This window comes from Nocardia sp. NPDC023733, from assembly GCF_040639775.1.
Classification (GTDB): Bacteria; Actinomycetota; Actinomycetes; order Mycobacteriales; family Mycobacteriaceae; genus Nocardia; species Nocardia rosealba.
Genome location: NZ_JBFAAN010000007.1, coordinates 244,795 through 259,924 on the forward strand (window position 1 = coordinate 244,795; position 15,130 = coordinate 259,924).

The 15,130-nt window shown below is 69.5% G+C and carries 1 pseudogene; it reads left to right on the forward strand.

From position 1 onward, the window contains the following. Window positions 1–342 precede the first annotated feature (342 nt). Window positions 343–15,130 (forward strand): annotated as a pseudogene (locus AB0F86_RS24915) (hypothetical protein); the annotation flags it as partial.

Here is a 15,130-nt window from a genome sequence, read left to right on the forward strand (position 1 = left end):
GCCCGGCCGCGTGTGGGTGAGTCCGATGGTGGCGGAACTCGTCCTCGTGCTGGTGATCCCGATGACGGCGCGGCTCCCACTCGCGTGGGTGACGGGGATGGTGACGGGACCCGGCCCCGTTCGGGTGATTCCGATGAAGACGGGGATGGGAGTCGGTCGGACGACGGGCTGCTCGTTGTTCCCTTGGCTGGCGGTGACGGGGACGGGCGGCCCGGGCGTCGAACGGACGGCGATGGTTCGGGGCGTCGGGATGCGGATAGTGACTCGACTTCGGAGCCGGATGGGGATGCGCCGCAGCGTGATTCGGATGACGATCCACCGAAGAATCCCGCGCAGGAGGCGTTGCGCGAGATCAAGGAGGCCACGGGGACTCGGCGGATCAAGCCGCCGAAGGGGCCGGTCGGCGAGGCGGGGATGTCGCTGCGCGATATCGAGGACGCGGCCGGTGGGCGCATGCACGAGTTCCCGGCGGGCACGTCCGACCAGCCGAGACACCAGGGCGTCGCCGACGAGCTGGTGCGGATGGCGGAGGGGCTGAGCGCGCGAGACATCGCCAAGGGCAAGTTGCCGCGCGCCCTCGTCGTCGCCGAACACGTGGTGAACGGTCGCGGGGTCGGCGCCGACGCCTATGTCCTCACCGCGCGTCCCAACGCCGACGGCGGCTTCGACGTGGTCGCATCCGGCACCCGCCCCGACACCGTTGTGCCGAGCGAGGCACGCAATGTCTCGGCCGTGCTGTTCAACGGCAACGGAAAAGCCGTGTCCCCCAGCGGTTCCGACACTCGCGTACGCCCTGCCCACGAGCGGTCGATCTACACCCGCGAGGGAACGATCGAAGGCCGCCGCGACGGCGAGACCCCCAAGCAGCACAGCTGGCGCATCCGAGCCGAACGCTCCGACCAGCTCGCCACCCGGGAAGCCGACCGAGCCTCCGCCCTGCGCGCACTCATCGCCGCAGGCGCCGACAGCCTCGACAAGGACACCCGCAAGAACCTCATCCGCGAGGCCAAACGCGCCGAGTGGAACGCGAACAACTACCGCAAAAACGGTAACGCCCAATGGAAGGTCATCGGCGGCCGCCCCGAAACCCCTGACCCGACCCCCCGCACCCCGGACCCCGACACCACCCACACCCCCGACCCGGCCCCGCGTACCCCCGACTCCGAAGCAACACCGCCGCGAACGCCGGATTCGGGCGCCACACCTTCCCGCGAACCGGCCACCGACTCGACCCCGGAACGCACCCAGGAGCCCGAAGCACCGCCGACCCGCACCCCGGATTCGGACACAACTCCGCCACGCACACCCGACCCCGATGTGACGCCCACACCGGACCAGGCTGCGTCCCAACCACGTACGCCGGATGCCGATGCGACACCGCCGCGCACGCCGGATTCGGATGTGACGCCCACGCCGGATTCGGATGTGGCGTCGTCGCGCACGCTCGACGCCGATGGGCGACCCACCCGGACCGTGGATTCCGACGGCGTGCCTTCACGTTCGGACGCCGGTGATGCGCAGGCGCGCCGCCCGCACTCCGATGAATCCCCGCGCACCGCTGATGCGGATTCGGGCCCCACGCGGACGCCCGACGTTCCTTCACGGGCAGCCGACCCGGACAGCGCACAACAGCGCAGGCCCGATGCCGACGGCGCTCGCCCACGTACTCCCGATGCCGACAGCTCGGCTCCGCGCCGACCCGATGCGGACTCCACCCAGCAGCGCAGGCCGGACACGGTGCGGCAGCCTGCCGGGGAGGCCACTGCCCCACGGCGCAATGACCCCGACTCCGCCGCGCCGCGCAGGCCCGACGTAGACAGCACCCGCCAGCGCACGTCGGAGGCGGACTCACTGCGGACGCCCGACAGCACCGGGCCGCAGCGGACACCGGATGGTGCGCAGCGCAATCCTGAGGGGAACGGAAGTGCGGCGCCCGCACGGGGATCCGATGGTGCGGACCGCAATCGTGAGGTCGATGGTTCGGTGCGGCCCGAGGATGTCCGGGATCTCACGCGGCGTCCACCGCTGGACGAGACACCCGACTTCCTCGCCGAGTCCGATGACATCGAGGAGGGCCTGGAGAACGACGTCTATCAGTCCGCGGACGGCAAGTGGCATCATGTGCTCGACCCGGCGGGGACGTTCCGGGATGTCAACTTCCGGCTGCACGATGCCAACGGGTTCTGTCGTGATCCGCTCACCAGCAGCGAGTTCCGGTATCTCGCGCAGGAGGGCCCCAAGCGCACCTACAAGGTCGCCGATCCCGAGATCGCCAGGCAGATGGCCGACATCGTGGCCGACCGCACGGTGGTGCAGAAGCGCAGCGACGACGCGCTGAAGATCGTCAACCGGTTGATGGGCGAGTTCGGTGTCGCCAAGCTCGGCGATATCGCCAGCAGTCAGAAGCTGGACAAGGTCGTCGCCGAGCAGCGGCGCAAGCTCGAGGACGCCTACGACGACCTGCAACGTGACCTCGCGGACCGCCCGGACGACCCCCAGCTGCAACGCCGGGAAACCGAGATCATCGAGAAGCTCGAGCGTCTCGACGAATTCGAACGCGCCGCAGCCTCTTTCAACAGGCTGCGACCGCAACTCGTCGCCCACTCGAAGGCGCTCGGCGAGCTCGCCGCCCGTGCGTTCGGCCTCGACCCGGCCGAATTCCCCGGCGCCGTGCTGCTTTCACCGTTCGACGGGGACATCGACGGCCGCCCGGTCATCGATGGCGCGAACGTGCTCGACGTGGTTGTCTACGTGCCGGGTACCGACGGTGCGCCGCCGGCGCTGATCTCGCACGAGGCGAAGGGCGTCGGCTCCAAGCTCGGTGGCTCGAAAGTCGCGAGCGCGGAACAGGGTTCGCCCGAGTACTACCGCCGCACCCTGCGCATCGACAACAACCTGCACCGCATACTCGCCGAGACTCCCGAGCAGATGCGGCAACGCGGCATCGACCCCGAATCGCCTGAGGGGCAGGCGCTGATCCGCGCCAGGAACGACCTGCTCGACGCGCACCGGGCAGGCACGCTGCGGTTCGAGTACCACCACGTGCACGCCGACAGGAACGGCAACGTGACTGTCAGCGAGTTCGATCTGGTGCGCGACGGCAACCTCGTACGCATGGACAATGTCGGTGGATACGATTCTCCCGCACTGCAATCCGATGCGGTCCCGCGCACCGACGACGACACCCCTGTCCGCCCGGATGACCCGGACGAAGCGGCTCGTTTCGACGCCGACCAGCTCGGTGCCCCCGACTCCGACGAGTGGTCGAACCGCAGCCCCGAGGAAGTCGCCGAACGCCTCCAGGATCATCTGCGCCAGGTCACCGGCAACCCCGAATTCGAGGTGTTCGGCTTCGATTCCGACTCCGTGAATCCGGAGGTGGCGCGCGAATACGCCCGCGCCATGGTCGACCTGTTCGATCGCAACCCCACCGTCGACCTGCGCCGCGTCGGCATCGGCGAGCTGCCGACGGGCGTGATCGGAATGTCGCAGCCGAGGATCGACCCGGCGACCGGCAGGCTCTACACCGAATCCATCGTGCTCAGCCGCGACCACGCGCAGAGCGCGGAGTACTTCCGTCAGCGTATGCAGTTCGGGGTCGACAACAACCGTTTCGCGCCCGAGGTGCTGAGGCGGCCGGTGTACGCGGTGCTCGCCCACGAATACGGGCACGCGCTCGACTACGCCGGTCAGCAGAGCGCCCGCCACCAAGCCGAAGACCTGCTCATCCAACGCTACGCCGACGACACCACCCGCGACCCCGCCCAGTCCTACGACGACTGGCTGCGGCAGCTCAGCGGCTACAGCTTCGACGGCAACGGGCGGTTGCGTCCCGGCGAAGCCGTGCCCGAGGCGTTCGCGGCGCAGATGCTGCGCACCCTCGGTGGCGACGACACCAGCCCGGAACCGGTACGCGCCCTGCACGATCTGGTCACCGATATCGCCGCGCGCCCACCGGAATCGGTCACCTGGCCGCTGTCCGAGGACGCCGAACGGGCCGCCGAACCCGACGACGTGCCCGACCGCGCCGACCGCGACCTCCTGGCCGACCCGGTGAACGACGAATGGTCCGATCTGCCACCGGCCGAGGTGGGGCGACATCTGGCCGAACGGATGCGCGACATCACCGGACACGATGTCGAGACCTTCGGCTTCGATCAGCCGAACGTGCATCCGGCGATGGCCCGCGAACTGGCCCGCGGCATCGTCGACATGCAGACCCGATACCCGAGTGTCGATGTGCGCAGCGTCGGTATCGGGGAGACCGGACCCGGCCGGGTCGCGGAGACAGCGCCCGAACGCGACCCGAACGGCGGCTACCGCGCCAAGTCGATCACGTTCAACCAGCAGTACTTCGCCGGCAACGGCAGCCTGTTCCAGAACCTCATGCGCGCCAGCAAGCCCGGCTTCTACACCCGCAGCCTGTGGGACCGTCCGGTGTACGGCTTCGCGGTGCACGAGTTCGGCCATGCCCTCGACTACGCGGGCGAACCCAGAACCCGCAAACGGGTGGGGCTGCGTCTGCACGACCACTACCACCGCAACCGGCTGGGCGACCGCGACGGCTTCAACCCTTGGCTCGCGGGCGAACTCAGCGGCTATAGCATGAACAGCCGGACCGGCGAGCTCAATCCGGGCGAAGCGCTCGCCGAGGCTTTCCGCGAAATGGAAGCCACCCGTGACGCGGACGGCGCGCTGCACCCGGAACGGGTGAGCCCGGCCGTGCGGATCATGTACGACCTGCTCACCGACGCGGCGCAGGTACCGCGCTCCGACGCGATGACCGTGGATCGCGCGGCCGACGAGATGCAGCTACGTCCGCCGTGGGAGGACGACATACCCGACCTGGGTGATCTCGGTGCGCCCCGCGACGACGAATGGTCGGACCTCTCGCCGAGCGAGGTGGGCGACCACCTGCGCGACGTGCTGCGCGAGGCGATGAACAACCCGGACTTCGACGTGTACGGCTTCGACCTGCCCGGGCTCGATGCCGAGGTGGTTCGCGACTACGCGCGGTCGATGGTCGAGCTGTACAACGCCTTCCCGCAGACGGATCTGCGTCGCGTCGGCATCGGTGACCTCGATTACGGCGTGCTCGGCCAGACCACCCGCACCCCCGACCGGACCACAGGCCTGCCCTACACCGACATCACGCTCGGTTACGACTACGCGATCAGCGCCATCCACCTGCGGTCGTCGATGCAGCAGTCGGTCGACTCGGGTCACTTCCATCCGGGCGTGCTCGACCGGCCGGTGTACGCCATCGCCGCGCACGAGTACGGTCACGCGCTCGACGCGGCAGGCAGGCTAGCGGCCCGGGCCGACGCCGACGGGACGCTCGACGAAGCCTTCCACGACAACCCCGACGGGTACGACGATCCGGACTCGTGGCGGCGTCAGCTCAGCGGCTACAGCCGCAGTGGCCCCGACGGTCGGTTGAACCCGGCGGAGGCGCTCGCCGAGGCGTTCACCGAAGTGCTCATGGTCGGCCACGACCGAGCGAGTTGGCCCGCCCGCACGCTCTACGACCTGCTGATGCGGGAGGCACAGAACCCGACCCGCGATTATGTGCACAACCTGCCCGAACAGGGTGCCGACCATATGGAACTGCCCGATAGGGGGAACCCGGATCGGCCGGAACCGGACGGGTCCGACCCGGATCGCTCACAGCGGGAACGTTCGGAACCCGAGGCCGGAGATCCGGATCGCTCGCAGCCGGACGCCGGGCAGCCGGACCGCTCGCAACCGGATCGCTCGCGTAGCGACGGCGAGCTGACGCGCGACGGTGCGCACACCGATCCACCGCGCACCGCCCAGCCGCAGCCGGAAGCGCCGCGTCAGAACAACTCCCCGGAGGAAACGCCACGCCGGCGCCGGTGGTGGCGATCGGAACAGCCTGCGATCCCGGCCGAACCGGAACGACGCGTCTTCTTCGACATCGACGGCGAACAGGTGGTTGTGCCGCTGTACCGCGACGCCGACGGCGAGTGGCAGGTGGCGCCGCAAGACACGACCATGCGCCAGGCCGAGCCGAGGTCGTTCCTGAAACGTGCGCTCGCGCAACTGAACAACCACTTCCCGATCCTCAAGCAGCCCTCCGGCGCGCCCAACATCGGTGACAGTGCGGGACAGGCCGCGATCCGCGACGGCGTCCTCGGGATCGGCGACATGATCGCCAACCCTGGCCCGGCGCAACTGCCTCCGCCCAGCCCGACGCCGCCGGGAGTTCCGACGGTCGGGCCCGGACCCGAGGCCTCGGCGCCCGACCCCACGTTCTTGCGGATCGCCCAGCAGACCCCGGTCTTGATCCAGAACCGCGAGTACCTCCCGCTCTTCGGCAAGTTGTCCGGCCGGGTGCGTCGTTCGGGCGGCGAGTATCCGGCGATGCGCAATGAGGACGGGTCCGAATACCGTCCCGAGCTCAGCGATGCCGACGCCGACCTGGTGCGCAGGCAGATCATCAGCGATCTGCGGGTCGAGCGCGTCACCCCCGAGGACGCGCGCAACGATCTGCTCGAGGCCTTCGAGCATGCCGGGCGTGGACAGCGCGAACGCATCCTGCGCGACATGCTCGCCAACGACCTGATCACCCAGGACGAAGCCGACGAACTGCACAACAAGCCGCAGCCCGATCCGCTGCCGCCGCTGCCGCCGCCCGTCGACCCGCCGCCGCCCGGTGGGGAGACGCTGCGCGAGATGTTCGACCGGTTGCTCGGCGTCGAGGTGGCCGACGAGCCGGATGCGCTGCGCCGGGAAATCGACCGGCAGCAATACATGGTGATGCGGCAGACCGCGGCCATCATCGGTCTCGGCGATGCCTTCATCCGCGCGCACATCGAGCAGAACGCGCCCTACACCTCCGCCGACGGCGAATCGCAAGCTCCGGTGCGCTTCGGCGGACGGGTGAGCATGATCGACCAGAACCCGATGGGCCGGTTCCTCACCGAGTTCATCGCCGCGTTCGGCCGCGATCCCGGCGTGCTCGCCACCACCCCCCTCGACAACGGCGCCGAACCGCTGCCGATGTTCGGCGACCCCGATGCGCTCGGCCGCGACCAGGGTCTGCGCGACTTCTTCGTGCACGCCCTGCGCCGCGACCAGCTGGCCCACGAATTGGACACGTGGGCAGGCACATTCGGCCTCGGACCGCACCAGCTCACGCCGGACACGGTCGACGCGTTCGTGCAGAGGCTGTTCGAGATCAATCGGATACGGGCCGAACGGCTCGCCGAATTGATCGCGGCCGTGGAGGATCGGCTGCCACCGCGCGACACCGACGGGCCGACCCTCGGCGAGCCGATTCGCGACCAGGTTGCCCGGCTGCCAGGCGGCGACGGCGCGCCCGATCGGCTCGTCATCACCGACGGGGCACGCGAACGCGACCAGGTTCTCGCCGATGTGCTCGCCTCCCGACCGGATCTGGCCGCGCAGATCCGCGACGGCGACCTGCTGGTCGACTACCGCAAGGTGCTCACCGACTTCAGGGGGCAAACCCACCTCGAGCCGGTCGACACACCGCAGGTGCGCGACCACACCGAAAACGTCGACGGACGCGATGTGCGGATCACCCTGCTGCGCGACGGTGACGGCGCCTGGCGCCCGATCATCGGTTCGGATGCCGTCCCCGGCGACGGTGCGACGGTGCAGCGCACCCGCGAGCAGATACTCGCCGACCTGGTCGATCTGATCTTCGCCCTCGAGCTCACCCCCGCAGATGTGCTGCCCGGCGACATCGACGAACGGATCGCCGAACTCAAACTCGACAACGCGGTGCGCGCCGCGCAGGTCGAGGGTCTGGCCGACTTCCTGCGCACCGGAAACCTCGTCGAGGACTTCCACACCGTCAGCAACGCGCGCGGCCGCCTCGCGTCCGCCCTCGGCCTGACCCAGGAACAGATGACCGCGGGCAAGCTCGGTGACCTGCTCGCCGACGCATCTCGACGAAAAGCGCTGCGCGCGCAGAACTTCGACGATCTCGAACTGTACTTCGGCACCCTTCGCGACCTCGACTCCAAGGCGCTCGACGCGGCGCGTCAGCGGTTGGCCGACCGGCTCGTGCCCGACAGTCACATCCATCCGGCGCACCGCCACGACTCGCTACCCGCCGACGAACGCCCGACCACCACCGAGCGGCCGACCCGCAAGCAGAAGCGGCTCGCGCGGTACGCCGACCTCGCCGGTGTCGACCATCGGGTCGCGGCGCTGCTGCCCCCGGGCCGGGTCGAGCGGCCGGGTGGGCACAGGGACGACGACAAGGTCTTCGCCGTCGACCCGAAGGGGTTGAGTGGGAAGAAGCTGCATCAGCTGGTGCGGATGCACGAACAGCAGGGCAACGGCGAACTGGTGCGTGAGGCACTCACCGAATTCGCCAAGGCGCTGCGCGACATCGACCGCTATGCCCTCGCGCCGACGGACAGCAAGGACGTCGTCCGGTCGGAGAATCAGAGCGACCCGCGGTCGGACGGCAAGGAAATCGCCGACCCGAGGCTTGTCCGCGAGTCGATGCCGCTGCAGGGGCCCGACAGCATCAACGCGATGCGCCGGGTGATCGCCGACGCGCTCGGCAGTGTCGACGTGGCGGACTTCGCCCGCGCGGTCGCCGAGGGCGCGGGCAACCTCGACCTCACCGTCCCCGGTAACGTCGGCAATACGAATCGGCCGTCTGCGGGCCGCGATTGGGCACGCCTGGTCGGCGTCGACCTGGCGGGCGCGGACGGCGTGACATACGCCAAGATCTACGAGGCGTTCCGCGACGGCAAGATCGAAAAGCACGAAGGTCTGAAGCCCGAGCAGATGGCGGCCGTGATCCGGGCCTTGCGCATCGAAATCGCTGATCGCGCGGCCAAGCTGACGGCGCTGCGGCAGTTGGTGCACGACTACTTCGGGACGAACGACAACCATCTCGGCACTGAGCCGGGCGAGAGCACTCCGCCCCGGCGTCCACAGCAGGCGGGTAGTGGGCTGCCGGGAGAGGGCGCGCCCGGTCGACCGAATTCTGCTGAGCAGCAAGGGGAGTCCGGTCCTGCTCGTACCGAGAACGGTGGGGGCGGAAAGCCGCCCGTGCAGCCGCCTCGGTCGTCGGCGTCTGATGAACCGGAAGATGGTGGGCACGACCGCGATTCGGACGGCAACCCGTTCGACGACGCGGCTCGCCGGAAATCCGCGGCCACCGACGAGGTGTTCGATCGGCACGATGAGGCCGCCGACGCTCGTCTCGCGGAGACGCTCGAGCGATTGACACAGGTCCAGCAGGAGCTGGAGCAGGGACTGAACGAGTCGCCCGCACCGCAACCCGACGAGTCGGTAGCCGCCCGCGACCCGCAACCCCAGCCGAGCCCGGACAGCCGAATTCGCGACATCCTCGACGAGATCACCCAACTGCGCGGTGAACTCGACGACCGCTCCGTCGACACCGAACTCGACCGCGAACAACTCGCAGCCGACCTCCTCGCCAAGGCCAGAACCCTCCGCCTGGAACAACTCCTGGACCAGACCCGCCGGGAAATCGCCGCCGAATTCGACGAACTCGACCGCCGCGACGACGAGGGCCCCGACGACGACGGCCCCGACGACGGCCTCCCCGCCACCCCCGACCCCACACCGTCCAAGCCCCCGTCCACTCCTGGCGCCGCCCACCAGCCACCACCCCAACCGGGCATCAACCCGGCACCTCCGATGCCGTCGGCACCTCCGATGCCGTCGGCACCGCCCATGCCTTCGGCGCCGCCGATGCCGTCCGCACCTCCGATGCCGTCGGCGCCCCCGATGCCGTCCGCACCGCCCATGCCTTCGGCGCCACCGATGCCGTCGGCACCTCCGATGCCGTCCGCACCGCCCATGCCTTCGGCGCCGCCGATGCCATCTGCGCCGCCGATGCCTTCGGCGCCGCCGATGCCTTCGACACCTCCGATGCCATCTGCGCCCCCGATGCCGTCCGCACCGCCCATGCCTTCGGTACCGCCGGTGCCGTCCGCACCGCCCATGCCTTCGGCGCCCCCGATGCCATCTGCGCCGCCGATGCCGTCAGCACCACCCACCCCTTCTGTGTCGCCGCCGTCTTCGTCACCGACTACGCCTGTGCCGCAGACGCCCTCGTCGCCTTCTGCGCCCCATACGCAGTCGTCGCCGGAGCAACCGTCGACCCCGGACACCCCGTCCGCCCCGCCGCCGGGCGGCCCACCCATGCCGCCGGCACCGCCCTCAGGTTCTCCGGAGTCGGGGGACAACTCGCATGCGCGCCGTGGGGATCCCCTGCGGGATGTTGCCGAATTCCTGCGGGAGCAGCGGGATCTTCCGGGCCAGCGGGATTCGGCGCCGTTGTCGGAGGATGCGGCTTCGTATGCGCGGGCGTTGGGGGAGGCGCTCGGGTTGGGGGAGCGGTTCTCCGGATTGCGGCAACCGTTGGCGGCGTTGGCCGAGCTTGCGGAGTTGGCGCGGGCTCGTGGGTTCCTCGACAGTGCCGACGGGCCGGCTATGCGGTACCCGGCCGACTTCGGGCCGCTGTCGGACACCGACCTCTACGGTGACGAGCAGTACTGGCTCACCGAGGCCGACGATGCGACATTGCGTGCGGTCCAGGACGATCTTCAGCGCGCCGGTCTGCCGGTGGACGAGCCGTCCATGCCGACGCGGCAGATACCGCCGCAGGGTTCGCCGATTCTCGCGTCGAATCCGACTGGCCCCGCAGCCCGGGTGCCGGACTCGGATCCGAACCACGCCGCCGACCACGTGCCAACGCCCGAATCGGTGGATCAGACCCGTGATCGTCTGGTGCGCCGGTTCGATCTCAGCGATGCCGATCTCGCCCAGCTCGGCGATACCGTCGCACACCTGCGGTATCGAAACCTGTTGCGCGCGGCCATGGTCGAGGCCATGGCCGCTGCGGTGGACCGCGTCGCCGGAATCAGCGATCCCACCTTGCGCGCCCAAGCCGAAGGCGCGCGTGACGGCTGGGCTCGCAGGCTCCGCGTCGACCCCGACACCCTCGTGCGCGACCCGGATCGTGCGATCGCCGATGCTCGCGCCGAGGTCCGCCGGGAAGCCGCCGACATCCTCGACCTCGCCGATGCGGTCCGTGTCACCGAGGGTGGCGACAATCCGGACGGGTCCCGCCGCTACAACATCCAGGTCGACGGAGATCGCGTACCCGCGCGGCTCGTGCCCGACGGCGATTCCCGCTGGCGGGTCGAAGAGTCCGAACGCCTCGACCCGCCCGCCCCGACGCCTGTCGACCCGTCCGACACGCCCGCGCCGCGCAAGTCCCTGTTGCGCCGCATGTGGGACGCGGTGAACTTCGGGTACGAAGGTCATACGCCCAAGTACCCGTCCGGTTCGGGTATCGACAGCGCGGGCCAGTCGATGCTCGGCCACCAGGCGGGTCTGCCGCTGACCAGTCAGCGCGACCCGAGCCCGGCGCCGGGTGACGAATACGATGTCCTGAGTACCAAATTCAGCCCGGTGCGCATCCTCAAGGAAGCCATCACGATGTGGCGCAGCCGCGAGCTTGTGCCGTTCTTCAAGCACCTCACCTCGCGGATCGCCGACCAGGCGGCGCCGGACAACCGTCCGCCCACCCTGCGTGACGGCTCCGAATACCGGTACGCGCTCGACGAAGCCGACCCCGAGCTGGTGCGTCGGGAACTCGGTGTCGAACTCGAGGATCTGAAGCGGCAGGCCGATGCCGAAGCCCGCGAACTCGCCGCAGGCGAGCAGCGACCGGAACTGCCTGCGCAGCCGGACACGCTGCCCGACAACGCCGAGGTCGCGCGCTCTACTGCCGAGATAGACAGTTGGACAAGGGAACTCGAGGACGCGGCGACCCTGCGTGACGATCTCGCCGACACGCTGACCGACGCCGCCGACGACCTCGAGGTCACCGTCGGCGACCCGACACCGGAGAACGTGCGCCGCGCCCTCGACCAGATCCGCTACCAGCAGCTGCGCCGGATCGGTGCCCTCACCGGCATGGCCGAGGCGGCCCGCCGCTTCGCCGCCGAACACCAGCGCATCCCGTTCACCGACCAGATCGACTTCTTCGACAGCGACCCGATGACCCGCTTCCTGATCGAAGTGGTCCGGGCCAACCAGGGCAACCCGACCCTGTTGAACTGGCAGGGAGTGAACAACGGCGGCGAACCGGGACGCGACTGGGGCGACCTCACCTACTCCGATCAGCCGGGCATCGACCAGGGCATGCGCGAGTACTTCGAGAACGCGTTGCGGCGAGACCAGATTCGCGACGAACGCGCGGTGTGGGCGCAATTGCTACAGACCGACCTGTCCGACCTGGACGCGGGCGACCTGCGCGACGTGTTCACCGCCGAAATGGACCGCATTCGTGAATACGACGCGCTGGCAGCCGATTTCGCTCGCGACGCCGAAAGATTCTTGCGCGCGCACAGCGAGGCTGCCGAACTCACCGATCTGATCGGTGACATGGCGAGCCGGGACTGGGTGCTCTCGCGTGGTGGTGCCATGCTCGACGACGGCACCGGAATCGGCCTCGTTCCAGGCGATTCCGAAGGTTCGTTGCGGCTGGTCGTCCTCGACGGGCCGACGGGACATGATCGAGTGCTCGCCGATGCGCTCGGTCGCTACCCGGACCTGGCGCAGGCGGTCAACGACGGTGTGGTCGACGTGCGCTACATCGGTACCGATGTGCGGCCCGGGCGGACCCTGGCCGACGGTCAGGCGATACCCGAACGCATCCTCGTGCTCGACCAAGGGTTGCGCGACGTACGGCACTTCAGCGGTGCGGTCGACGGTCGATCCGTTGATGTGACCGCTGTGAACGACGGGTCGGGCTGGCGGGTGGTTCCCGACGAACCGGTCGACGACACACTCGCGGTGAGCGATCCGGACGAGAGCGCCGAACTTCGCTCGCCTGACGAAATCAGCACGGCCGTCGGCGAACTCGTGGATCGGCTCGGCATCACCGCGACCGATCGATCGTCGGCGCAGTCGCTGGCGGACAAGCTCGCCACCCTGCGGGCCGAGAACGCGGTGCGCGCCGGCCAGATCGAAGCCATCATCGACTACGCCCGCACCGCATGGGATATCGACACCTTCCACCAGGTGGAAGCGGCGCGGCACCGCGTGTCGCATCGGCTCGGACTCGACGCCGAGGAGATGACGCCGCGCAGGCTGGCCGAGGAATTCACCGACCAGCGTCAGCGCAACCCACGCAGGCAGCAGCAGGCCGAAGCGCTGGCGAAGTACGCGAAAGAGTTGAGCGGCATCGACTCCCAGCGGGTCGCGGCGGCCGACGACCGGCTGGTCCGCCGACTCGACGCGCTGCGCCGACCACCGGGTTCCGACGAACCGGTGGTGACGTCGATCAAGCAACTGGGCGAGGTGGTCGCCGATCTGGTGCACCGCAATGGCATTCGCGAAGAGCTGGTCGACGCGCTCACCGACTATGCGGCAGAACTCGCCGAGATCGACCACTTCGATCCGCGCGCACATGGTGTCAACGCCGTGGACCCGCGCGTCCCCGACGCCGAATTCCCGGTGCACGACAAGGCTGTCCGGCATCTGCTCGACCTCGTCGGCGACCCGTCCGCCCTGGTCGACGTGCCCGAATTGCTCGGTCTGCTGGACGGTCACACCGATATCGCGCCCGGTCCGGATCGCGGTGCGAGCCGCGACTTCGTCCGCATCCTCGGCCTGGATCTCACCGATGCCACCGCCGAGCGCTGGGCCGAGGTCTACGAGATCTACCGCGACGGCAAGATCGACCAGCACGAACGCCTGACCCCCGAACAACTCGCCGCGGTGCAGGCCGAACTGCGCGACGAAGTCCTGCGCCGCGCCGCCGACATCACCGAACTCACCGACCTGCTGCATCGCGCGGCCGACCTCGAGGTGCAGCGCCTCACCGAGCAAAGGGCCGAAGCGACAAGGGAACTCGCCGACGCCGAAGCCGCCCTCGGACAAGCCCGCCAGGGCCTCCCGATCAACGAATCCGACCTGATCGACCCCCGCACCCGAACCGACGCGATCGCCGAACTGCGCTCGCGCACAATGCGAGTCGACGAACAGCGGCCTTGGCAGAACCGTCTCACCGCCCTGGAGCAAGCCGCTCAGCGCGTCGACGAGGCCCGCACCGCCCTGACCGATATCGACACCGCCCTCGCCAACCCCACCCACCTACCGCCGGGAAGCCTTACCCGCCAGTCCTCACTTCCCGCTCAGCCCTCCAACGAGCTGGGCTCCGGCGGTCCCATCAGCAGTCTCCCCGCCCCGAACGGTCAGCGCGGTGTCAGCACCAACCCGCCGGTTGCGAACGCGTCCGACGTCGACGACACCAGTGTCAACAATTCCGTCGGCGCTGCCCCGATTACGAACGGACAGGTCGGCGGTGATCGCGCTGCGCAAGTGCCCAACACGGATCGAGAGATGCCGGGTCCGAGCCTGCCCGTCAACACAGGGCCTGGTACTAGCCGGCCCGTCAACCCCGGCCTCGAGGCAGACGGGCCGGAGGTCGGAGCCTCGGACGGAGGACCCGTTGCCGACGCTGGCGCGGATCGTTTCGTAGATGGCGAAGCCAGTGCAGAGTCGTCTGCCACAAAGGACTCCAGTGGCGACGATTCCGGTTCGCGAAAGACCGGTGCCGACGCCGGCACGGATGAGGCAGGCGAGAAGCAGCCCGGCACCGACGGAGCCGGCAACGATGCGGCCGATGGTGAGGCACACCCTGCGGGGGATACCGACAGCTCGTCCAATGGCACCCCGGGCTCGCCGACCACCGCACCACCGCACACGGCCCCCGAGCCGACAAACCGCCCCGTCGGCCCCACCCGCTCCCGAATCCCGCACCCCCCGAAGGACTACGACTTCGACTTCCCCGTCCCCCCACCCATCTCCCCCCTTCCACCCCTCGAAATCGACCTAGCCCCCTCAGACCCGCCCCCTCCACCAAACCCCCCGACCCCGCCCAACCCCACGACCCCGCCTGGCCCTTCGAACCCGACGCCGCCGGATGTGCCGACGCCGCCGGATGTGCCGACGCCGCCGGATGTGCCGACGCCGCCGGATGTGCCGGCCCCGCCGGGTGTGCCGGCCCCGCCGGGTGTGCCGGCCCCGCCGGGTGTGCCGGCCCCGCCGGGTGTGCCGGCCCCGCCGGGTGTGC